The sequence below is a fragment of the Xanthomarina arctica genome (assembly GCF_014638915.1).
Classification (GTDB): Bacteria; Bacteroidota; Bacteroidia; order Flavobacteriales; family Flavobacteriaceae; genus Xanthomarina; species Xanthomarina arctica.
Map to the genome: position 1 here is coordinate 20,715 of NZ_BMFQ01000004.1, position 20,924 is coordinate 41,638.

Annotated in this window: 26 protein-coding genes; 6 read left to right on the forward strand and 20 right to left on the reverse strand. The window is 32.0% G+C overall.

Going from position 1 to position 20,924, the window contains the following annotated elements:
- The first annotated feature begins 42 nt into the window (after positions 1-42).
- The 3 genes from IEV77_RS15050 to IEV77_RS15060 all read left to right on the forward strand — a co-directional run bounded on the left by IEV77_RS15050 (position 43) and on the right by IEV77_RS15060 (position 1,945).
- On the forward strand, positions 43-1,206 hold the full coding sequence (locus IEV77_RS15050; protein ID WP_188466314.1) for a sigma-54-dependent transcriptional regulator: 1,164 nt from the start codon (positions 43-45) through the stop codon (positions 1,204-1,206).
- A complete protein-coding gene (locus IEV77_RS15055) occupies positions 1,203-1,391 on the forward strand; it encodes a hypothetical protein (protein ID WP_188466316.1) in 189 nt (62 codons plus the stop codon). Before IEV77_RS15050 ends, IEV77_RS15055 begins: the two co-directional genes overlap by 4 nt.
- 317 nt (positions 1,392-1,708) lie before the next feature.
- Positions 1,709-1,945, forward strand: coding sequence for a hypothetical protein (locus IEV77_RS15060; protein ID WP_188466318.1), 237 nt, complete (start codon positions 1,709-1,711; stop codon positions 1,943-1,945).
- Here IEV77_RS15060 and IEV77_RS15065 read toward each other — a convergent pair.
- On the reverse strand, positions 1,920-2,435 hold the full coding sequence (locus IEV77_RS15065) for a flavodoxin family protein (RefSeq protein ID WP_188466320.1): 516 nt from the start codon (positions 2,433-2,435) through the stop codon (positions 1,920-1,922). The two genes, IEV77_RS15060 and IEV77_RS15065, sit on opposite strands and share 26 nt — an antisense overlap.
- A 128-nt stretch (positions 2,436-2,563) precedes the next feature.
- Here IEV77_RS15065 and IEV77_RS15070 point away from each other — a divergent pair, with 128 nt between their 5' ends.
- From IEV77_RS15070 to IEV77_RS15080, 3 genes are all read left to right on the forward strand, one after another.
- A complete protein-coding gene (locus IEV77_RS15070) occupies positions 2,564-3,442 on the forward strand; it encodes a PPK2 family polyphosphate kinase (RefSeq protein WP_188466322.1) in 879 nt (292 codons plus the stop codon).
- A 78-nt stretch (positions 3,443-3,520) separates the two neighbouring features.
- Positions 3,521-4,897 (forward strand): M20/M25/M40 family metallo-hydrolase, encoded by a 1,377-nt coding sequence (locus IEV77_RS15075; protein ID WP_188466324.1) that lies wholly within the window; start codon positions 3,521-3,523, stop codon positions 4,895-4,897.
- 11 nt (positions 4,898-4,908) lie between these two features.
- Positions 4,909-5,484: a DinB family protein gene (locus tag IEV77_RS15080; protein WP_188466325.1), complete on the forward strand. Its 576-nt coding sequence runs from the start codon at positions 4,909-4,911 to the stop codon at positions 5,482-5,484.
- A 257-nt stretch (positions 5,485-5,741) separates the two neighbouring features.
- Here IEV77_RS15080 and IEV77_RS15085 read toward each other — a convergent pair whose 3' ends face one another.
- The 19 genes from IEV77_RS15085 to IEV77_RS15175 all read right to left on the reverse strand — a co-directional run bounded on the left by IEV77_RS15085 (position 5,742) and on the right by IEV77_RS15175 (position 20,785).
- The gene (locus tag IEV77_RS15085; RefSeq protein WP_188466327.1) at positions 5,742-6,488 is read right to left on the reverse strand and encodes a DUF6090 family protein; all 747 of its coding nucleotides are present in this window, start codon (positions 6,486-6,488) and stop codon (positions 5,742-5,744) included.
- On the reverse strand, positions 6,485-7,162 hold the full coding sequence (locus IEV77_RS15090; protein WP_229736689.1) for a DUF6090 family protein: 678 nt from the start codon (positions 7,160-7,162) through the stop codon (positions 6,485-6,487). Before IEV77_RS15090 ends, IEV77_RS15085 begins: the two co-directional genes overlap by 4 nt.
- A gap of 51 nt (positions 7,163-7,213) precedes the next feature.
- Positions 7,214-8,011 (reverse strand): DUF6090 family protein, encoded by a 798-nt coding sequence (locus IEV77_RS15095; protein ID WP_188467117.1) that lies wholly within the window; start codon positions 8,009-8,011, stop codon positions 7,214-7,216.
- The gene (locus IEV77_RS15100) at positions 8,008-8,748 is read right to left on the reverse strand and encodes a hypothetical protein (protein WP_188466331.1); all 741 of its coding nucleotides are present in this window, start codon (positions 8,746-8,748) and stop codon (positions 8,008-8,010) included. The genes IEV77_RS15095 and IEV77_RS15100 overlap by 4 nt, the downstream gene beginning before the upstream one ends.
- Before the next feature lie 3 nt (positions 8,749-8,751).
- Positions 8,752-9,504 carry a DUF6090 family protein gene (locus IEV77_RS15105; RefSeq protein ID WP_188466332.1) on the reverse strand — a complete coding sequence of 251 codons (753 nt, stop codon included), beginning with the start codon at positions 9,502-9,504 and terminating at the stop codon, positions 8,752-8,754.
- Positions 9,497-10,261, reverse strand: a complete 765-nt coding sequence (locus IEV77_RS15110) for a DUF6090 family protein (RefSeq protein WP_188466334.1) — start codon at positions 10,259-10,261, stop codon at positions 9,497-9,499. Before IEV77_RS15110 ends, IEV77_RS15105 begins: the two co-directional genes overlap by 8 nt.
- A 3-nt stretch (positions 10,262-10,264) precedes the next feature.
- Positions 10,265-11,077, reverse strand: coding sequence for a DUF6090 family protein (locus IEV77_RS15115; RefSeq protein WP_188466336.1), 813 nt, complete (start codon positions 11,075-11,077; stop codon positions 10,265-10,267).
- A gap of 49 nt (positions 11,078-11,126) precedes the next feature.
- Positions 11,127-11,642 (reverse strand): hypothetical protein, encoded by a 516-nt coding sequence (locus tag IEV77_RS15120; RefSeq protein ID WP_188466338.1) that lies wholly within the window; start codon positions 11,640-11,642, stop codon positions 11,127-11,129.
- Between the two features lie 18 nt (positions 11,643-11,660).
- Positions 11,661-12,416 carry a DUF6090 family protein gene (locus IEV77_RS15125; protein ID WP_188466340.1) on the reverse strand — a complete coding sequence of 252 codons (756 nt, stop codon included), beginning with the start codon at positions 12,414-12,416 and terminating at the stop codon, positions 11,661-11,663.
- A 35-nt stretch (positions 12,417-12,451) separates the two neighbouring features.
- On the reverse strand, positions 12,452-12,787 hold the full coding sequence (locus IEV77_RS15130) for a hypothetical protein (RefSeq protein WP_188466342.1): 336 nt from the start codon (positions 12,785-12,787) through the stop codon (positions 12,452-12,454).
- A 4-nt stretch (positions 12,788-12,791) separates the two neighbouring features.
- The gene (locus IEV77_RS15135; RefSeq protein WP_188466344.1) at positions 12,792-14,039 is read right to left on the reverse strand and encodes a DUF418 domain-containing protein; all 1,248 of its coding nucleotides are present in this window, start codon (positions 14,037-14,039) and stop codon (positions 12,792-12,794) included.
- A gap of 103 nt (positions 14,040-14,142) precedes the next feature.
- A complete protein-coding gene (locus IEV77_RS15140) occupies positions 14,143-15,195 on the reverse strand; it encodes a proline iminopeptidase-family hydrolase (RefSeq protein ID WP_188466346.1) in 1,053 nt (350 codons plus the stop codon).
- 223 nt (positions 15,196-15,418) lie between these two features.
- A complete protein-coding gene (locus IEV77_RS15145) occupies positions 15,419-16,006 on the reverse strand; it encodes a nuclear transport factor 2 family protein (RefSeq protein WP_188466347.1) in 588 nt (195 codons plus the stop codon).
- Positions 16,007-16,271: 265 nt separating this feature from the next.
- Positions 16,272-16,727, reverse strand: a complete 456-nt coding sequence (locus IEV77_RS15150) for a cupin domain-containing protein (RefSeq protein ID WP_188466349.1) — start codon at positions 16,725-16,727, stop codon at positions 16,272-16,274.
- Between the two features lie 7 nt (positions 16,728-16,734).
- Positions 16,735-18,288, reverse strand: coding sequence for a M20/M25/M40 family metallo-hydrolase (locus IEV77_RS15155; RefSeq protein WP_188466351.1), 1,554 nt, complete (start codon positions 18,286-18,288; stop codon positions 16,735-16,737).
- 36 nt (positions 18,289-18,324) lie between these two features.
- Positions 18,325-18,852 carry a RidA family protein gene (locus tag IEV77_RS15160; RefSeq protein ID WP_188466353.1) on the reverse strand — a complete coding sequence of 176 codons (528 nt, stop codon included), beginning with the start codon at positions 18,850-18,852 and terminating at the stop codon, positions 18,325-18,327.
- 110 nt (positions 18,853-18,962) lie between these two features.
- Positions 18,963-19,253, reverse strand: coding sequence for a hypothetical protein (locus IEV77_RS15165; RefSeq protein ID WP_188466355.1), 291 nt, complete (start codon positions 19,251-19,253; stop codon positions 18,963-18,965).
- The gene (locus tag IEV77_RS15170) at positions 19,250-20,188 is read right to left on the reverse strand and encodes an NAD-dependent epimerase/dehydratase family protein (RefSeq protein WP_188466357.1); all 939 of its coding nucleotides are present in this window, start codon (positions 20,186-20,188) and stop codon (positions 19,250-19,252) included. The genes IEV77_RS15165 and IEV77_RS15170 overlap by 4 nt, the downstream gene beginning before the upstream one ends.
- A gap of 165 nt (positions 20,189-20,353) precedes the next feature.
- Positions 20,354-20,785, reverse strand: coding sequence for a hypothetical protein (locus tag IEV77_RS15175; RefSeq protein ID WP_188466359.1), 432 nt, complete (start codon positions 20,783-20,785; stop codon positions 20,354-20,356).
- Between the last annotated feature and the right edge of the window lie 139 nt (positions 20,786-20,924).

Below are 20,924 nucleotides of genomic sequence, written 5' to 3' on the forward strand. Positions count from 1 at the left end.
GCGCAAAGAGACATTCATATTATAGAAAAAAAGAATTAAGACATGCCAAGAATATTAATTATAGAGGACGAAGCGGCTATTAGAAGAGTATTAGTTAAAATTCTTTCAGAAGAAAATAGTAGCTATCAAGTAGAGGAAGCTGAAGATGGGTTAATAGGACTTGAAAAAATTAAAAACGAAGATTTTGATTTGGTTTTATGCGATATCAAGATGCCAAAAATGGATGGTGTTGAAGTGCTAGAAGCTGTTAAGAAAATTAAACCAGAAATACCTATGGTTATGATTTCTGGTCATGGCGATTTAGACACAGCAGTAAATACCATGAGGTTGGGTGCCTTCGATTATATTTCTAAACCACCAGATTTAAACCGATTATTAAATACGGTTCGTATTGCTTTAAATAGTAAAGAACTGGTTGTTGAAAACAAAAGGCTTAAAAAGAAAGTAAGCAAGAATTTTGAAATGATTGGCGAAAGTGACGAGATCTCTATTATAAAAGACATGATAGATAAAGTCGCGCCAACAGATGCTCGAGTTCTTATAACGGGTCCTAATGGCACTGGAAAAGAATTGGTAGCACATTGGTTGCATCAAAAAAGTGAGCGTTCTAACGGTCCTTTAATTGAAGTTAACTGCGCCGCAATCCCTTCAGAACTTATAGAAAGTGAATTGTTTGGTCATGTAAAAGGTGCTTTTACAAGTGCTGTAAAAGATAGAGCAGGAAAGTTTGAAGCCGCTAATGGTGGTACTATTTTTTTGGATGAAATTGGTGATATGAGCCTATCTGCACAAGCTAAAGTTTTAAGAGCCTTGCAAGAAAGTAGGATTCAACGTGTTGGTAGCGACAAAGATATTAAAGTAGATGTAAGAGTGATAGCAGCAACCAATAAAGACCTAAAACATGAAATAGAAGAAAATAGATTTCGTGAAGATTTATACCATAGATTAGCGGTTATTTTAATAAAAGTACCATCCTTAAACGATAGAAGAGGGGACATTCCATTATTAATTGAATATTTCTCTGATAAAATTTCTGGTGAACAAGGAACAATTAAAAAATCGTTTTCTGATCAAGCGATTAAAATGCTTCAAGAATACGATTGGACTGGGAATATACGTGAACTTAGAAATGTGGTTGAAAGACTTATTATTCTAGGTGAAAAAGAAGTAAGCGAAAAAGATGTCAAGCTATTTGCTAGTAAATGATGAAATTCTTCCGAAAAATAAGACAAGGATTAATTTCTGAAAACAAATTCAGTAAGTATTTACTGTATGCTATTGGTGAAATTATACTTGTTGTTATTGGGATTTTTATTGCATTACAACTTAATTTATGGAGTGAGAATAGAAAACTAGATGATGTAGACAAGCCTATTACCATCAGCTTTTAGACGATTTAAATAAGGATAAAGTATATGTTGAAGAAACAATTGCAAATCTAGACTCCTTTCGACAAGATTATAATACCTATCTCGAAACCTTTAAAGAGCCTAATTTAAATCCAAATAAGGCATTAGAAAATTTATTTAGTGTTGATTTTTTATCTTCCGTAATAGCATTTAATACCAGCACAATTGCAACTCTAGAAAACACTGGTGATATAAAATTAGTAAACCCAAATGTCAGGAATAAGTTAGCAGATTATAAACGTTCACAAGAATTAACGGTAAAAGTATCAACTTCAAATGATGACAATAAAAGTAATATTTTGCAAGAAGCCTCTTTATTAATAGGTAGCATAACGCTTACTGAACGACTAAGTAATCAAGAATTTCTTGCTGAATATCTTGAACCAGAATTTAATTATCCAAAGCTTTTCCTAATAATGGAAGCTGTGCATGCATGGAAAAAAGCTTCAGAAGATAATACACTTGAGAGCCTTCATGATTTACTAAACGATAACATGGAGCTAAAAGAGCTTATTTCTGCAGAAATAGAAGATTAGCGAAATTATCAATCTTCGTTTTAACATTTTCAGGAATTGTATCATTTTCAACCCAGGAATGTATATCGCCTAAATAGGTCATGCCTAAATACTTTGCAGTTTCTACAAATGGCATATTAAAACCAGTTACTAAATCATCAGCATTACTAATGCTTATCATAGCCATGTTTTTGCCTCGTAATTGTCTTCCTAAATCTTTTTTAGTTCTTAGAAGATCTGAAATTCTGTCAAAAAAATCTTTCATAATCCCACTCATAGCATACCAATAGACAGGCGTTGCAAAAATTATTGTGTCATAGTTTGCAATTATTTCAGTCATTGTTGGAATAAAGTCATCATCAGCATTTCTATACTCATAATCATATTGACCAATAGTTTTCGTATTCAAATCAATAACATCTATTTCACATTTATTCGCTAGATAATTCACAATTAAACTCGTGTCACCTATAGTTCTGGAACTTCCTTGAATAATAACTGCTTTTTTCATATCGTATTTTTACAATACGAAGAAATGTGTTTTTATAGGATAAAATTGGGTTTACTTATAGAAACATTTAATAGTAATACAGAAAATATTGATATCTTTAAAAACCAAATTAAAAAATTTAGTTAAAAATGAAGACTATACAGCCAAATACCTTTAAGGTCACGGAAAAAGTTATTTTAAAAGATATAAGTACCACTTATAATTTAGAAGCCAAAAGAAGAGAAATAGAACTTGAACTTGAAGAAGTTAGAATAAAATTAGCAAAATTACAAGATACCATGTATGCTCATGGAAAATATGCTGTTTTAGTTTGTTTGCAAGGCATGGATACCGCTGGAAAAGATAGTTTAATTAGAGAAGTTTTTAAAGATTTGAATGCGAGAGGCGTTGTTGTACATAGTTTTAAAGTGCCTACGTCTTTAGAGTTAAAACACGATTATTTATGGAGACATTATATTGCGCTTCCTGCTCGTGGAAAAGTAGGTGTTTTCAATAGAACCCATTATGAAAATGTCTTAGTAACACGCGTACATCCTGAGTATATTTTGGGTGAAAATTTACCAGATGTTACCTCTTTGGAAGATGTCGATGAGACTTTTTGGGACAAACGTTTCGAACAAATTAACAACTTTGAAAAACATATAGCTGAAAACGGCACCATCATTTTTAAATTCTATTTGCATCTATCTAAAGAAGAACAAAAAAACAGATTAATTCGTCGTTTGGATAAGAAAAACAAAAACTGGAAATTCTCTCCAGACGATTTAAAAGAACGCCTTCTTTGGGACGACTATCAATATTGCTATCAAGACGCTATAAATAGAACGTCGAAACCTCATGCGCCTTGGTATACCATTCCGGCAGACCACAAACCAACTGCCAGGCTGCTAGTTGGAAATATTATTTACAATACTTTAAAACAATATGATGATATTAAGGAGCCTGAATTAGACGACGATATTAAAGCTAATTTAGAGCTTTATAAAAAACAGCTTGAAAGGGAGTAATCATTTTAATTCTTTTATATTTTCTTTCACAGTCTCCCTTTGTAATAATAGTATCTTTATTTTTTTAAAATATTTTCTATGAAATTTATAATACTTCTGCTTAGCGTTTTTTTTATTTTAAATACTTCAGCGCAAACAGATGCAGACGTTTTAAAAACCATATACACAACATCTCTTACAAATGGGAATAGTTATCAGTGGTTAGACCATTTGTCTAATCAAATTGGTGGTCGATTATCGGGCTCCTTAAATGCAGAAAAAGCTGTAGAATACACAAAAGAAGAGTTAGAAAAATTAGGCATAGACAAAGTTTGGTTGCAACCAGTAATGGTTCCAAAATGGGTTCGTGGCGCTCCTGAATTTGCCTTTATCGAATCTGGTTTTGGATCTACTACAAATGTTAATATTTGTGCCCTTGGCGGTTCTATTGCAACACCTTTTGGTGGTATAAAAGCCAATGTTGTTGAGGTTAAAAGCATGGAAGAGTTAGAAGCCTTAGGGAAAGAAAATATAGAAGGAAAAATCGTTTTCTTTAATAGACCCATGCAAGCCGATTTAATTCAAACCTTCGACGCATATGGAGGCTGTGTTAATCAAAGATACTCTGGTGCTTTAGAGGCATCAACATATGGAGCGGTTGGAGTAATTGTTCGTTCTATGAATTTACGTCAGGACGATTTTCCGCATACGGGAAGCATGACTTATGGAGACTTGCCTTTGTCGAAAAGAATTCCTTCTGCAGCCATAAGTACGAATGATGCCAATACCTTAAGTGGTATGTTGGCTCTAGATAAAAATGTAAAATTCTATTTCAGTCAGACCAGCAAACAGTTAAATGATGTGCAATCTTATAATGTTATTGGACAAATTACTGGAAGTGAGTTTCCAAACGAATATATTCTTGTGGGAGGACATTTAGATTCATGGGATTTAGGAGACGGCGCTCACGACGATGGAGCAGGAGTTGTGCAATCTATGGAAGTACTACGTTTACTCAAAGAAAGTGGTGTTAAACCAAAAAGAAGTATTCGTGTTGTTTTGTTTATGAATGAAGAAAATGGCCTTCGTGGAGCTACAAAATATGCTGATGTTGCTAAGCAAAAAGGTGAAAATCATATTTTTTCTTTAGAAAGTGATTCTGGAGGATTTACCCCAAGAGGATTTAGTTTTGATTGTAGTGATGCTAATTTCAATCAAGTTTTAACATGGCAAGAACTTTTTCAGCCTTATTTAATTCATTATTTCGAAAAAGGTGGTAGTGGAGCAGATGTAGGACCATTAAAAACAGATACTAATGTGTTGGCAGGATTACGCCCAGATTCCCAACGTTATTTTGATTACCACCACGCGGCAACCGATACGTTCGATGCTGTTAATAAAAGAGAACTAGAACTTGGAGCCGCATCAATGGCTAGTTTAGTTTATTTGTTTGACAAATATGGTTTGGTAAAATAATTTGAGTTAGTATGAAATCCTTTTTAATTTTTCTGACATTAATATCCATGTGTAATTCATATTCCCAAGATATCAATCAAGAGCCATTACCTTTTTACGATTTACCCGAGTACCCTGAAACTTATACGGCTGGGACTGTTGCTGGAAGATTGGTAGAAAGTTTGGGGTTTAGATATTATTGGGCCACAGAAGGATTAACCGAAATAGATTTAGCCTATAAACTAAATGAAGATGTTAGATCCACTTCTGAGACTATAGACCATATTTATAGTTTATCTTTTATGATTGTTAATGCCACTTTAAATCAGCCGAATAGTAAGATTGAACCTGAAGAAGTAACTTTTGAGGAAAAACGAATTCTTACCTTATTAAATTTGCAAACGGCTGCTAATATTTTAAAAGAAAGTGATGATATTTCTCAATATAAAATCATCTTTGGAGATAAAGAAATACCTTTTTGGAATGAAATAAATGGCCCAATTACAGATTCAATTTGGCATTGTGGACAAATTTCTTCATTTAGACGAAGTTCTGGAAACCCGCTAAACCCTAAAGTAGATCATTTTAATGGAAAAGTGAAACCTTAACAAGGCTATTCAATTCCTTCTTCAGATGAATCATTTTCCTTTTTCATTTTAAAATAACCAGTAACTAAGCGAACTCCTAATCTTGCAAATAAGATGATGGCAATAACCACAAGAATGATTTCTCCAATGGCGCATTTGAAGTACCTGCCTGCCGGCTAGGCAGGTTTGGTGGTTTTGCCAGCCCGACTAGACTGTTCTGACGGGTTTTGTTCCATGAGATTGTATCGTATTTTTCGGAAGAATTTAATCATTACTATTTAAAAGTTTTTATTGGTTTCTTCAATAATTCTGGTCATGGTATTTTCAAGATTTTCAAGAGCCATGATATAATTTAATATGCTCCAAGAGTGGTTATCCATAACATTTTCAAATTCTATATCCTGAGACATGTTATAGTTGTCATGGTAAAGTTTTGTTTTTTTATTCCACTGTAAAATGCCATAATTATCTATATTTTTCATTGAAGCGTTCTTGATTAAATAGGTCAAAACTAGATCCTGGTTTGATTCATCTAGTGTGAGATAGTTTTCTTCATTTTTTTCTAAATTACTTGACCAATCAAATATCAATAAGCGTAAAGAATCTGAAGAAATTAAATTTAGTTTACCAGAGGATATGACATCTAAAACCACAGCTTGACTTGGTTTATAGCTTCTGTAATCTAAAGTTCGTTCTAACAGGCTATCTAAATTATGTTTATTTAGAACTTCTTTTGGTTCGCCAATTAAATTCATAACATCTGTGGCACATGAAAGGATTTGTTTATGATGTTTAATAGATTCTTGAAGATTTTTTCGATTCTTTTTAAACTCCAAATTTAAATTCTTAACAATATTTTGCTCATCTCTTTTATTAGCTGCTTCATTATTCCAATTATTTATTTGAAGTGCAATCAAAATTCCAATAACCACAAGGATAATTTCGCCAATGGCGTATTTGAAATACCTAGTGGTTTTTCCTTCATTTAGAAGGTTTTTTCTGATGTTACGGAAGAGTTTTATCATTTTAAATTCTTTTTTATAATGGTTCTAATTTCAGATGTTTTGGCTAAGGCACTTTCCATTTTTTGCACTTCTCCAGATCTATTGTCTTTATAGAGTTTAAAAAGAATGATGGTAGATGGTTTTTCAAAAAAAACTTGTGAATCGATAGGTGTGCAATATTCTCTAAATTTAAAATCGACAAAATCTGTTTTAACAACAGGAATCCAATCGTTATTAAAAGAACCCAGAACATCATTGAGGCTTTCATATACATTGAATAGATGTTCGTCGTAATAGGATATCAATCCCAATTGCAGGTCTTTATCTGAAATATTTTCTATGCCTTTTGCCTTTAATACTTCAAAAGCACTTGATTGCGATTTAAAACGTTCGAAGGAAATAATTTTACCCATCCAGAAGTTTAAACTATCACTATAATCTTTTTGTGATACTTTTTCCAGCAACCGATTCGTGAGTAAAATGGCTTGTTTGGCCTTTGTTAATTCAACCGATAAAGCGATAGAATCTATTTTGAGATTTTGGTCTATTAACTCTAAAATGTCCTTCTCGAATATATTTGCTTTTCTAGCTTCGTTCCAATTGTTAATTTGTAATGCAATTAAAATCCCAATAACCACGAGGATGATTTCGCCAATGGCGTATTTGAAATATTTACTGGTTTTTCCTGTGTCCATGAGGTTGTATCTTATTTTTCTGAAGAATTTAATCATAACAAATTATAGATTTTATTTATCGAGTTCGCGGTCTATTAAATCAATCATCTCATTTAGGCTGGCTTTATATTTAGGATAAATCCTATTAATCATAACACCGCATCTACCATAATGTAACAGACACAGACTTTCGAATTTTTTTGATTGTAATAAGGGTTTGAGCGAATTCTCTCCCAAAGGTTCTCCTAACTTTTGAGTATCAAATGATGCATAGAGCGAGTAAAAGTATCTGGTGCTGATAAGTTCTTCATCAAAAAATAAATTTTCAATTTTTTTTGAGGTGTCTTTTAAGAACTCTTCTTGCAATTTTAAAATGGCAGTTTTGGTTTCCCAAGAGGCTATTAATTTCCTGATGCTATCATTTTTAATATACTGCAGACCCCCTGAAGAAATAATTTCATTTATGGCACCCGTTTCAATATTGGTAACTACGTCGTTATTATAAATATCATAATAGAAATTAAAAATTGTTTTATCACTTGTACTATCTACGGCTTTTGGGGAACTCATTATTTTAGCCAATACTGCTTCCCTTTTCATATAATCTAATATGCGCTGTTCTTCTGTGTTAACGGATTTTAGGTTGCTCTCCATTTCATTTTTTAAGGATTTTAGATACTTGATTTCTCTCTTATGGTCGGCTTGTTCTCCGTTCCAATTATTAATACTTAATGCAATCAAAATACCAATCACCACGAGGATGATTTCGCCGATGGCGTATTTAAAGTACCTTGTGGTTTTCCCTGCCTGTCCGGCAGGCAGGCCTTCATTAAGAAGGTTTTTTCTGATATGTCTAAAAAATTTTATCATTGTTCAGTTTCCATTAAAATTTTGTTGATAATAATTTCTAATTCTATGAGCTTTTTTTTGCATTCATTCACTCTATATAAAAAATCGTCCATGATGTTTTCAAATTCAATGGCTTCAAAAATTTTGAGCTTATCAATCTCCAAGATGGTCTGGTTTTTCCAATTTAAATCGCCATAAACATCCATGTCTTTAAGGGAATAATTTTTTGATAAATAGGGAAGTACCTCGTTATCGTTTTTAATCAACAGTCTTTCTGAATGGTCGTTTAAGGCTTTCATGGTGCGTCCCCATTCATATATTAAATCGACTAAATCTTGATTTTGAAGTAATTCCAAGCGTCCCGATTGGATAAGGCCAGAAATAGTATTTTCGGATGGTCTGAAAATTGGAAAGTCAAGTGCATAATACATTAAACTATCACTATTATGTTTATTGATGAATTCCTCGTCCTTACCCATAAGATTCATGATACTTTTAAGCGTATGCATGCTACTATCAGATTCTTCAATACTTTTTTGGATGATGTTCTTATTCTGTAAATATTCGTTATGTAAGTTTTTTACAATATTTTTTTCTTCAATTTTCAAAATGCCTTCTTGATTCCAGTTATTGATTTGAAGCGCAATTAAAATCCCAATCACCACTAGGATAATTTCTCCAATAGCATAGAGTAAATACTTGGAAGTTCTGTTTTCCTTAATCATATTTTGACGAATTTTTCGAAAGATTTTTATCATTGTTTATGGTCTATTCAATTGTTTTTCAATCACACGTATTAATTTCGCATTTTGCTTTACCAATATTTCTAGATTATCAATGTTGTTTACAATTTTTAGAGAGGCTTCAAAAAGTATTTGCTGGAATTCGGCGTCTTTTGAAAGTAGTGTGAGCTCTGCGCTATCAATAAAATCGTAAGATAAGTCCTCGACGGCTGTGTTTTTATACTTGTTTTCGAACCAATTGGTAAGCTTGTACATTTTTTTATTTCCTAAAAAAATGCGCATTTTTGTTTTTATAATCTCGTCTAGTTCAGAATAGATATCGTCCATATCTTTCATGTTTCTGAAATAGATTAATATCTCTTTTCTAATGCTATCATTTGTGATTTTTGTCGCTAAAAAGGGATCATTGTCTTTTGTTATTGGATTGTAATTAGGTAAAAATCTAATGATGCTAGTGTTCTCTATGACAATTGTGGTATCATTTTTTACGCCTGTTTTGTATAATTGTTCCTGTAAAAAATCGATGTCTTTAAGTTCTTTAAGGTTTTTACTATAGGAAACGGAATCTGATTTAATGTCCAGCAATAGATTGCTATAAACATCACGAAGATTGCGGTTTTGTTTTCGTTGTTCGTTCCAATTGTTGATTTGCAACGCAATCAAAATTCCAATAACCACGAGGATGATTTCTCCAATGGCATATTTGAAGTATTTTGTAGTTTTTCCTTCTTTTAGAAGGTTTTTTCGGATATTTCTAAAGAGTTTAATCATGAATTAATTCTTTTTCTATTAATTCTAATATGGTATCTATTTCCGTTTTCAATTCTGAATAATAATCTGAATTAAGATAACGAGACGTCAATATAAAATCTACAAGTTCATTTTCTAACTCTTGAGATTGTAATAATTGAAGATTTCCAAGTTCAAATTTACTTTCACTCAATCCAAATTTTCTCCATTTGTTATCTGATAATAATTTTTTTCCATTGCCTTTGGCGTTCATAATGGCAATTACCTGCATTCTAATAAGTGCATGTTCGTCTTCTTGAAATTTAACTTTAGTCAATTTTCCATTGTAAGAAGATAAAGCAAATTTTAAGTTGTCATTACTGAAAATAGGAAGTTTTCCAGAACTTATTATTTCATCTAATACTGCTTTATTAGGACGGTATTGCACCTCAAAATTTGTCATATTCATTACCAAGTCAGCATATTCTTCTTCTGTAATATTAGGGTTTTCGGGTCCCATCTGATTAGAAAGTTTTAAGGCGTTATAGTTATTAAAATCATTTCTCTCAATCATTGAATTCAATTCAATAAGATTGTAATTAAATTCTTCCTTCAGAACGTTAAGATATCCTTGTTCAGTTCGTCGATCTTTTGAATTTTCATTCCAGTTGTTTATGGAAAGTGCAATCAAAATCCCGATAACCACAAGGATGATTTCGCCGATGGCGTATTTGAAGTATTTTGTAGTTTTACCCTCGGCTAAAAGGTTTTTTCGGATGTTTCTGAAGAGTTTTATCATTTTTTAATCATTTTTATCTTCATGCAATTCTAAATTAATAGTATCTATGATGCTTTCTGTTTTTAATTTTACACCGTCTGATTGGTCATTTGTGTAAGCCGTGTAACTAATGAGTTGCATGAGGTAATCTTCAAAATCTGGATTGTTTAGTAAGGGTTTAAAATCTGATTGTAGTACTATATCCTTCAAAGTATTGTATTTGCCTAGATTGCCCATAGTGATTTTGGATCTGAGCTTATTATCTTCTAAAATAATCATCTGCATTCTACCTATCTGATAGTTCTTAATTAAAAAAGGTATTAACCAATTTTCGGTAAAATTTACAATGATTTGCTCTTCTTCCTTGAGTTCACTTAAAGAACTAGAATATGAAGAAATTTTATTTCTCAATTTGATGTCTTCTAACAGATAGAGTTTTCCAGAGTTAATTAACTCATTGGTAACGCTTAATTCGGGATCAAAAGTTGGTCTAATTGATATTCTAAAAAGATGTGCATCTATACTATCTGCCACCATTTGATTATTAGTTTCTGTTCGATAACGTAACAGACTATAGCAAGAATTCAGCATGTCGTTTCTAATATCAATTTTTTGATTTATCTGTTCGAGATTGCTGGTATATTCTACTAACAATTGCTCCAATATTTGCTGTTCTTGTTTCTTGTTTTGCGTATTAATGTTCCAATTATTAATCTGTAAGGCAATCAAAATTCCAATAACCACGAGTATTATTTCGCCAATGGCATAAAACAAATATTTACTTGTTCTGTTTTCTTTAATCAAGTTTTGACGTATTTTTTTAAAGAATTTAATCATAACTGAGCTCTTTTTTTGAGGATGTTATTTTTATTATTGAATACAAGCTTTAATCCGTTTTCAAGAAATCTGAAACTATAGTATTGGCATTTGTTTCCATTTGCGTGGTCCAACCATCTATAAACCATCTGTCGTTTTCAAAATGAAGTTGAATGCTATTTAAGCCTCTTGTATTTGAAGCTGTTTCTGGATTCATTCTTACTTCGTAAGCACTCCAAACTTGAGCCATATTGCCAAATTCACTTACTTTTCGTTTGATTTCTATTTCGTAAAAATCTTCTTTAGGTATTAATAACAATGGAATGTATTCGGCTTCTAAAGTATGGACGTTTGCATTTCCGTTGTTGTCTAATCTAACTATAATAGCAGTTTTTGAATGTAAATAGGTGTCTCTTTCATACTGCCAAGGATCTGTTCTTGCGCCTGAAATAACATTATAATAAGCAGTAATGATTGCATCTATAGATTTTACATCTTTCACATATTTTTCATCAACAGTTTGACTGTTCGCAGAAGCACTAATGAACAATGTTATCAAGCCAAGTACCGATAATTTTATCTTCATAATGGTGTTTTTTTTAACTTATTTATGTAATTCCGTTTCAATCAAGCTTATTAAAATTCTCATTTCTCTATCAAGATCTTTACGTCTATCAATAACATCTTGTGTAAAGGTGAGCTTCATTCCAATGAGATTCCTAATGCGTTTTTCATTTAAAATATCCTGGTAATTGGTAGGTATTTCATTTGCAATATTTATTTCTGGAACATTGGATTTTACCAAAGGGATAAAATTGATGTCATTTTCTAGAATATCATCAATTCTAACTTGATGAACGGATAACCTATCTGCAAGGATATCTTGAACTCTATTAAACTGAAAGTCTAAATCGCTAAATTTCTCATTGATTTTTTTGTTTTTAATGAGGCTTAATTTATTAGTGTTTTTTAAATTGATATAGGTGTTAATAATGGGTAGGTCGTTTTGTACATCCCAAACAGCATTTTTAAACATCGTATCTGTAATAGTTGGTTTTTCAATTTTTATTGGATCAGGTTCAACTTCAAGAACAAAAATGAGTAATTGTTTTAGTGCCATTTCTTCAGTGATTAATGAGTCCGATTGTTGTTTGGCCAGAACTAAATTTTCATATAGACTTTCTAGAATAGCAGTTTCTTCAATATTAGATTTCCGGTTTTCGTTCCAATTATTTATTTGAAGCGCAATCAAAATTCCAATAACCACAAGGATGATTTCGCCAATGGCGTATTTGAAATACCTAGTGGTTTTTCCTTCATTTAGAAAGTTTTTTCTGATTTTACGGAAGAGTTTTATCATCTAAAAAGTGTTTTGTCAAATAAAGTTTAGTTGAATTAATAAAGAATATTATCCATGATTTTATCAAGGTTCTGTTCCATCATCCCGAACTTTTTATCTGTAAAGAAAATTTCGTGCATTTCTTTTCTAAATTTTGATAGTTCCATATTGGAATAGTCATGAAGTTGGATTGTATCGTCAATTTTTTCAAACCGTTGCTCTTCATTGTCTTTGTTAAATTCAGCATATATTTTTTCGAAAATGGAAGGCTCTGTTTTATCTTTTATTAAACGAAGTTCTTCTTCGGTTTCTTCTGAATCTGCATTTGCGCAAAGCAGTAAAATATAGGTTTGTAATTCTTGTTTTGTCCAAGTGGTTCCCGTTGAATTCATTATATTATTTTTTAAGTTTTATTCTTTTTTGATATGTTAATTGTCTCCAAATCCACTCAAGTGGTCCGAATCTATAGTGCTTTAGCCACCTGGTGCTCATGATCATTTGAAGGATGAAAATGACTATAGTAATGATCATAATTATGGTCATTCCAAATTTGCCAACTAGGTTAAAACCAATACCATAAAAGATGGTAATGGAGATTAAGGTTTGAAAGATATAATTAGATAAGGCTGTTTTTCCAATGGGAGCAAACCGCTGTAAAAACTTTAGGTCTTGTTTATAAAGTAAGGCTAGGGAAGCCGCATAGCCCATAGCTAGTGGTACTGTTCCAAAAGCATAGGCTAGCGTATTTAAGAAATCCCATAAAGATTCTTGATTTGAAAAGAATACAATATACGTTCTAAAGATGCTTACTGGAAGTCCAATGCAAATTCCCCAAATGGCGACTTTCTTTAAAAATGACGTGTTGTTTAATAAATCTTCGATTAGAATCTTTCTTCCAGTCCAAAGGCCAATTAAAAAGATGCCTAATACTTTAAAGATTCTTCCTTCGTTTAAAATTTCACCATATCTAATTAAGGTGTTTCCAATATTCATTTTAAAGAATTCGATAATGCTTTTGTTTTTTAAATAAGCTTGAAAATCGAATATTTTCAAGGCTTGCCATTCTTCCATATGGAAGCCTAAGGCTTCTGAATATTGTGTGTTTAATTTAAAGAGAATATCAGGATAATTAATATTCGCAATATGTATGATAAACCAATTGACAAGTGGAAATAAAATTAATAAGACACCCCATGTTATAAGTTTTTTGTTAGATAAATTGATAAACCAAACTAATACAAAGCCCAGCAAGGCATACAGTGTTAAGATATCTCCTAACCAAATAAAAACGAGGTGAATAAGTCCAAATACTAAAAGCCAAAACATACGTCGTCTAAAAAAAGGAGCGAATTCTTTTCCATGAGCTTTTAAATTTTGAAATTGAATGGCACAACCTATTCCAAATAACAAGGAAAAGATGGAGTAGAATTTCCCGTCTATTAATGTAAAAGATATAAAATCCACATATGGATCTGTTACTAGATTTGTGGCAGGAAAATGTGCTTCTGGAGGAAAAAAGAAGTATCCAGAAAAATATACAATATTAGCCGCATAAATAAATAGAATGGCTATTCCTCTTAAAACATCCAAAAAATCAATTCGGTCTTCTTTTTTTATAGGATGTAACTTGGCCTTTGTGTCCATGGTCTTTTTTGTTAGTTTGCTATTAGTTAGTAAAGACTTAGGGGAACGTTTTTTCTTCTTATATTTTTAATTTATGAAATACACTTTCTTGATTTTGTTGTTTTCAATTCAATGTGCCGTTATTCACATCTTTTATAAAAGAAATCAAGCCTTCAAAATAGATTTTTTGGTCGTCGTATTGTGACAAATGACTCCCATTTGGACAGAGTAGAAACCGACCCTTTGGAAATTCGTTAGCCATCCATTCCATGTGTTTTGGATCCATGGTGTCGTAGGTTGCGCCAATAACTAGAGTGGGTGTGTTAATTGTTTTTAATCTATCAGACACATCCCATGTTTTTAACGTGGCATTTCCTGCCATGCCAAATTCGCTTGGCCCTTGCATAAAGAGATAGATATTTGGATTGAGATGTTCAAACGCTAGTTGAATAGACTTTGGCCATTCCTCTAAAGGCATACGCAGGGCATGTTTCGTGTAATAATGCGTCATTAAAAGTTCTGTGTATCTCGGATTGCCATAATCTTCATTAGCTTCCAGCTCTTTTATTTCTTTTAAAATTTCAGGTGGCATTTGAGGTCCGAGTACTTCTTCAGCATACTTGCCATATTCTGGCGCACTAGACATCATATTTGAAATGATTAGGCCTTTTAGGTTTTTTTGATATTTTAAAGCATATTCCATGGCTAAAATCCCTCCCCAAGATTGACCATATAAATAGAAATTACTGCTATCCATATTTAAGGCTTTTCTAACTTGTTCTACTTCTTCAACAAAATGTTCTGTAGTCCAAAGGGTAGAATCGTTTGGTTTGTCGCTATAATAAGAATCTAGCTGATCGTAATAAATATATTCAATCTCTTCTTTTGGGAAATAACCATCAAAACAGTCAAAAAATTCGTGAGTGCCTCCAGGACCTCCATGAAGTAATAAGACTTTTATTTTTGGATTATTTCCAACACGTTTTGTCCAAACATTAAAGGTTCCTTTTGGAGTTGTAATTGGAATCATGTTGATACCTCCAGTAAATTGATCTTTACTTTTGGAGTAATTCATATAAGTTGAAATACAATCGGTTGTTGGTGTGATATTTTGGTTTTCTTTACAAGCCCAAAATAGACTTAAAAAAAGCAAATAGATAATAGCGTTTGATTTCATGATTAAGATAAATTATTGAATAATTAGATTGAGTTCAACAAACAATTGAATTCTAAGTAAGCAATATTTAAATTAAAAAAATAACGATATAGGACGAATGAGTCATATCATTGTCCGAACGTGTTAATTTATTTATCGTAAAAGAATTGCTTAAACCAAGTAGGTTTGTAATAGTAGCTTAAAAGTTGTTTATATTGGCTTAATTTTTACCAATGAATATTTTTTACTGTTCGAAATCTTCCACATTTTCTATAACTTCAATGTCATCAATGTCATCAATTTCAATAATTTTGTCAGTTTTTTCAGGAGCTATTTCTGTAGCTTTTTTAGCTGCAATTTTTTCTAATTCAAAAAGTATTTCAGAGGTGTCCCAATAGCCGTATTCCGTAACTATTTTATTGTCGATAAATTGATAAGTAATATGAACAGGAATGACAATTTGCTTGTTGTTTGCAACCAAATTCCCTTTCCATAAGCCCCAAAAATTAACCCAAGTTTTACCGTTGTTATCTTCAACCATTTCGTATTCTCGATTCTCATCTTCGAAAGCACGAGTAGATAGATTGCTGTCAAATTCTGAGTGATACCTTTGAATATCATTAGGAGATAAACCATTGGATCTCGTGTTGTAATAAATGTGAGCGGTATCTGCATAATGAGACATTAATTTCTCCCATTCTTGGTAATCGTAATCGTTAATATTCGCTTTTACAATTTCAATTTCTTCGGAACTTTGAGTGTATTTAGGTTTTTTATTATTACATGAAGAGATAATAACTAACAAACATCCTATTAAAACTAATTTTTTCATGAGATATGGTTTTAAGTTAATAATTAAATACTTTTATTAAGAGATATCCACTTGATGCATTTTAAATAGAATTCAAAAATGTGAAACACCATTTGATACAAAAATGATACCTTAAGTCTAATGGCAGTAAAAAGGCTAATAGTTGTTAAAACAAAATTACTTGAGTTCTAGACACATTTAATGTGCTAGTAATCAAGTAAAAGTACAAAATTTAAGCGTATAATTTCTTACAAGTAATTATTTTATTGAATAACACTTCATATTACTATTTCATTTCAACTCGAATAAGTCGTATGGTTTCTGTATCACTTAAATTGACTACACTATGTGGCGCTTCTGGATTTTTATACATAGTCATTGGAAGTGTTAGAGGTTCTGGTAAGTTTCGAGAGTCGAAAATAACATTTCCATCTCCATCGGAATCAATAAAATTTCCAGCTTCCTGAATATAGAGGACACTTGGCCATTGGTGAAAATGAAGATTTTCTACTTCCCCAGGAGCTAGAGTAACTTCAAAGACTCTTACACGCTCATTTTCTAATAAGATTTTATGATTTTTTGGTACAGATACTACTGCATCAAGTTTTTTTGGCCAGTCTGCTGGATTTCCTGTTTTATAATTTATTTTTTGTTCATTATTTTTTTCTTGACTTAAACAATTTAGGTTTATGGAAATCATAACTAGAAGTGCAAGAAATAATTTAATTGGTTTAATAGACATTTGTATTTTAATCTTCTCTAGGTAACATAGAATCTCTCTGTGCAATTTGATAAACCAGCGCCGCAATGACTGTGGCATTAATCATCATATCACGTTCTGGAACATATTCTAAATCGTCTAAATTAGTATGATGTGTTACTGTACCATAGTTTAACGGATCTTGAATGATTTGAAATCCTGGAATCTTGTAATAATCGAAAACATCATGATCTGTAAAATTGGTGTTTTGAATGGTTAGATTATTGACATCTAAATAAGCATAAGGTTCTAACATGTTTTCAAAAATGGGTTTCACTGCTTCGTTTCCTTGCAAATAAAGGCCTCTCATCTGGCCAGCGCCATTATCCATATTGATATAGGCTGAAATGTTTTCAACTTCTTTTTTTCTAGTCGTTTCTTTTACTTTTCCAAAGTGGCTTTCTGCGTAAGCCATAGAACCCAAATACCCTTGTTCTTCGCCTCCCCAAAGTGCTATTCTAATGGTGCGTTTTGGTATTAATCCAGATTCTTTTATAATGCGCATCACTTCCATCATCACTGCAGAACCTGCGCCATTATCTGTTGCCCCGGAAGCAGGATGCCATGAATCGAAATGGGCACCAATCATTACGACTTCGTTTTTTAATTTTGGGTCCGAACCCGTAATTTCTGCTATAATATTTACATTATTTTTTGGGGTTAAATAGAGTTCAGAATCTAAATGAAATTTAATTTCCGGAGTCAGTTTTTTATCTATTAATCGTGATAATTTTCCGAAATTTTCTGGCGAAATCGCAAAATAAGGCACTGTTTTTTCATCGCTTTCTCTAAAATTATAAGTCCCACTTGGATGAATAACACCGGGAAAAAAAGGTGTCGTACCTAACATGCTTAAAGCGCCTTCGGCTTTTAAAAAGGCGAAAAAGGCATCGTCTTTTCTCATAAAAGTATTGAATATAGCATCCAAATTCCCTATGATGTCTATGTCTCCAATTGATGGTCCTAAAGGATTATTTGGTACAGGTAGAATAGATTTCTCAGCTTCCTCAATTTGATCTTCAGTAAATCGTGAAGAAAGTGGATCGAATAACATGTTTTGTTCTGGAGCTGATCCTATCAAGATGTTTTTTCCTTGTAATTTTCCAGCCCATTGTTTTTTTACTTGTTCTAAATCGGCATAATTTTCAATCCATATTAAATCGCCAGTTTGAACACCTTTGGAACTTTCTGTCCATGCATACGGATAAGCTTGAATTTTCATGTATGCTGGCTCTATCATTTCTATATTAAATGACTTGACTTCCCAACCCATACAATCATCACAATAGTTTTCGAAATACACTTTATCAACTTCCCAGCTTTCCATGGTTTTTTTTGCCCATTCTGCAGCTGTATAATATTGATTTGTTCCTGTTAATCTTGGGCCATAAACATCAGACAAATCAGAAATAAGATCCATTACTTGCGATTTTTGAAAACCTTCCGTATTAATTTTTGAAAGTGCTTGAGATGTTGTTTGGCTGGTGGCTGCATAACCTGTAAAAAGGATTGCTGTGATAAGGATTTTAAATGATATTTTCATAGTATTGAATTTCAATGAATTAATTTCTTCTAGTCTCTAGTCTTTATTTTGTTTATGTACTTCCAATTCAATCTCAATCATAAACTCTGGAACCGCCAATTCTTTAACGCCAATCCAAGAGCCTGTTGGGAATTGTTTTTTATAGATTTCTGTTCGGTAACCTGCAGCTTCCAAAAACTTTGGCATATTTGTGGTGAAGACATTTTCTACAACAACATCATCAAATGTGCAACCGTAATGTTTTAAGATTTTTTCTAAATCGGCATAACAGTTTTTCATTTGTTGTTCTAAATCTCCTACAGCTGTTGGGTTTCCTTCATTATCCATACTTACTGCTCCAGAAACTTTAATAGAATTTCCAATTTTTACAGCATGAGAATATCCATAGGCTTTTTCAACTTCTGGACGTAACAAGTAATATTCTGGTGTTTCATCTAAAACAACTTCAATAGGTTGCAGTTCAGGTTGAAGAGTTTCTGTTTTTGGTTCTTCTTTGCAACTTATTAAAGATACAGATATTAAAAGGGAAAGAATTCCTAGTTTTAAAAAGACTGCTTTTTTCATAGTAATTTTTATTTTATGATTAATAGTTGGTTAATTTTTCCCTATGTTAATAATTAGAAAGGTTATTGGTTTACTTAAAGTATTGGAAACGTGTCATTCATCTTCAAAATCTAAAAAATATTAGGCTTCCAAAAGGTATAACACACTTGGTCATCTACTATAAAGACAATTTTCACTTTTCCTGTTGAATGAATCACTTCTATAACTTTTACATTGTCTTTTACTAATAAAACTTTATGGTTTTTGGGAGTTGTGATAACTTTATTTGGACTTGCTGGTGCATCAATTTGATTCCCTGAATTATTATTTATTATTTCACTACAAGGATTATCTTGTCCACAACCAGTTATTATAGAAACAAGGAAAATCAAAGTAAAACCATAAAATTTGATTATTTTCATGTGTCATAATTATTTAGAGTCGATTTTGCTGATCGAAAAGGCAACCCTAATTCGCGTTCTGCCATTTGATTTTGATAAATAATCTTAGGTGTGTTTTTCGGTTCCTGATGGTTTAACATTAAGGTGACATCCGAGACTGTATAAGTTTCACTAGAAAGTAAAAAGTTCTTGCCATGTAATCCAGGAATGGTAGCTACTTTGTAAATACCTATCGCAACATCCTTCACATCCACAATAGCTAAAGGGATGTCTGTATCGTAAAACATTTGGATGAATGGATTTGGAGCTATTTTGTTTTTGAAAAGAAACTGTATTCCTGTTGAGGTCGAATCTTCTCTATCTGACAACGATTTTCCCATAACCATGGTTGGGGAAACACTTGTGATTTCGAAATTGAGAGCAGGATTCTTTTTTATAAAGTCATTAACAGCTTGATTGGCTATAAACTTAGCTTGCGCGTATGGATGACTTTCGTTACTGAAAAATGGTTTGTCTTTTTCGCTAAAGGTGTCTTCTGAAGTTTTTCCTTCTGCGGGCAAAGGGAAATCTGTGTTCCAGGCAGCAACAGAAGCTATTAGAACTACTTTTTTAACCGAAGGTGTTTCTTTAATTATTTCCAAAAAATTCTCAGTGCCTTTAATTGTTGGATCAAAGAGTTCGGTTTGAGCATCTTTAAAATCTAACAGAAAAGGAGTGCCTCCATGAATGATGATATCACAGTTTTTTACAAACTCCCTTAATTGCTCTTTGTTTTCTACATTAAGTTCACTAAGGTATAAATGGTCTGAATGGTTTAAATCCATTAAATGCTCGTACTTTTCTTGTTTTGAAATATCTGTTGTAGACACTTTAACGTCGTAATCTTTATCTAAAAAAAGCTTTGTGATATGGCTTCCAATAAAACCAGAACCTCCTATGATGCCAATCTTTTTCATAATTTCTTGTTCTTTTGTGTTGTTTTATATTAATTAAAAAAACAGACAGACCGAGTATCGTTTTGAGTGAAACTCTTGTTTAAAATCACCAAAACTTCAGGTTTCAAACAAAACGGTTTTTTACCAATTTCCCTATGAATAAAAAGAAATCTGCCTGTTTTAAGTTTATTCTATAAACTTTATAACGACTCCATTTTCAAGGATCCAAGTATGCTGAAACTCCATATAATCTATCATGCCTTTTTCAATGTTTTTGCCAGAAATGGAACCAGAAACAAAAATATGGTCGCTATTTATTTCTCTAATAGTTATGTTGTTAAAGACTATAAAGACCCATTCGTTTTTAAAATCTGAGATAACGTTTTCGATTATGGTTGAATTAAGAACAGAGACTGATTGTTCTTTATTTGTAGGTAACAAGTCAGAATTAATTGTAGGATTAACTAAATATCTAATATTGGAAACGTTGTTTGAAATTAAGTGGTTATAGATTTCTTCAATTGTAATGATGTTGTTGTCTTGATTTTGGGAGAACAATCTAATTGGTAATAAAAAAATGACTATTATAAAAACTAATTTGAGTTTTAAAGATTTCATAATTAAAAGTGTTAAGATTAATAGCGGTTACTTAATTCTTAACCAAGTAACTTATTTTAATAACCAATTGAAAGCGAGTTAGGACGAAACATGTATATTATTGTCCGAGCCTCCTTTTTTTATTATCGGAAGAGCTTGA

Coding starts and splice junctions, on each gene's coding strand:
- IEV77_RS15160 (WP_188466353.1), bottom strand. CDS start 18,852: ATGAAAAAAGCAGTCTTTTTAAAACTAGGAATTCTTTCCCTTTTAATA.
- IEV77_RS15100 (WP_188466331.1), bottom strand. CDS start 8,748: ATGATAAAAATCTTTCGAAAAATTCGTCAAAATATGATTAAGGAAAAC.
- IEV77_RS15165 (WP_188466355.1), bottom strand. CDS start 19,253: ATGAAAATAATCAAATTTTATGGTTTTACTTTGATTTTCCTTGTTTCT.
- IEV77_RS15135 (WP_188466344.1), bottom strand. CDS start 14,039: ATGGACACAAAGGCCAAGTTACATCCTATAAAAAAAGAAGACCGAATT.
- IEV77_RS15090 (WP_229736689.1), bottom strand. CDS start 7,162: ATGGACACAGGAAAAACCAGTAAATATTTCAAATACGCCATTGGCGAA.
- IEV77_RS15050 (WP_188466314.1), top strand. CDS start 43: ATGCCAAGAATATTAATTATAGAGGACGAAGCGGCTATTAGAAGAGTA.
- IEV77_RS15115 (WP_188466336.1), bottom strand. CDS start 11,077: ATGATTAAATTCTTTAAAAAAATACGTCAAAACTTGATTAAAGAAAAC.
- IEV77_RS15065 (WP_188466320.1), bottom strand. CDS start 2,435: ATGAAAAAAGCAGTTATTATTCAAGGAAGTTCCAGAACTATAGGTGAC.
- IEV77_RS15070 (WP_188466322.1), top strand. CDS start 2,564: ATGAAGACTATACAGCCAAATACCTTTAAGGTCACGGAAAAAGTTATT.
- IEV77_RS15110 (WP_188466334.1), bottom strand. CDS start 10,261: ATGATAAAACTCTTCAGAAACATCCGAAAAAACCTTTTAGCCGAGGGT.
- IEV77_RS15075 (WP_188466324.1), top strand. CDS start 3,521: ATGAAATTTATAATACTTCTGCTTAGCGTTTTTTTTATTTTAAATACT.
- IEV77_RS15125 (WP_188466340.1), bottom strand. CDS start 12,416: ATGATAAAACTCTTCCGTAAAATCAGAAAAAACTTTCTAAATGAAGGA.
- IEV77_RS15140 (WP_188466346.1), bottom strand. CDS start 15,195: ATGAAATCAAACGCTATTATCTATTTGCTTTTTTTAAGTCTATTTTGG.
- IEV77_RS15145 (WP_188466347.1), bottom strand. CDS start 16,006: ATGAAAAAATTAGTTTTAATAGGATGTTTGTTAGTTATTATCTCTTCA.
- IEV77_RS15130 (WP_188466342.1), bottom strand. CDS start 12,787: ATGAATTCAACGGGAACCACTTGGACAAAACAAGAATTACAAACCTAT.
- IEV77_RS15175 (WP_188466359.1), bottom strand. CDS start 20,785: ATGAAATCTTTAAAACTCAAATTAGTTTTTATAATAGTCATTTTTTTA.
- IEV77_RS15080 (WP_188466325.1), top strand. CDS start 4,909: ATGAAATCCTTTTTAATTTTTCTGACATTAATATCCATGTGTAATTCA.
- IEV77_RS15155 (WP_188466351.1), bottom strand. CDS start 18,288: ATGAAAATATCATTTAAAATCCTTATCACAGCAATCCTTTTTACAGGT.
- IEV77_RS15120 (WP_188466338.1), bottom strand. CDS start 11,642: ATGAAGATAAAATTATCGGTACTTGGCTTGATAACATTGTTCATTAGT.
- IEV77_RS15170 (WP_188466357.1), bottom strand. CDS start 20,188: ATGAAAAAGATTGGCATCATAGGAGGTTCTGGTTTTATTGGAAGCCAT.
- IEV77_RS15055 (WP_188466316.1), top strand. CDS start 1,203: ATGATGAAATTCTTCCGAAAAATAAGACAAGGATTAATTTCTGAAAAC.
- IEV77_RS15150 (WP_188466349.1), bottom strand. CDS start 16,727: ATGTCTATTAAACCAATTAAATTATTTCTTGCACTTCTAGTTATGATT.
- IEV77_RS15085 (WP_188466327.1), bottom strand. CDS start 6,488: ATGATAAAACTCTTCCGTAACATCAGAAAAAACCTTCTAAATGAAGGA.
- IEV77_RS15095 (WP_188467117.1), bottom strand. CDS start 8,011: ATGATAAAATTTTTTAGACATATCAGAAAAAACCTTCTTAATGAAGGC.
- IEV77_RS15105 (WP_188466332.1), bottom strand. CDS start 9,504: ATGATTAAACTCTTTAGAAATATCCGAAAAAACCTTCTAAAAGAAGGA.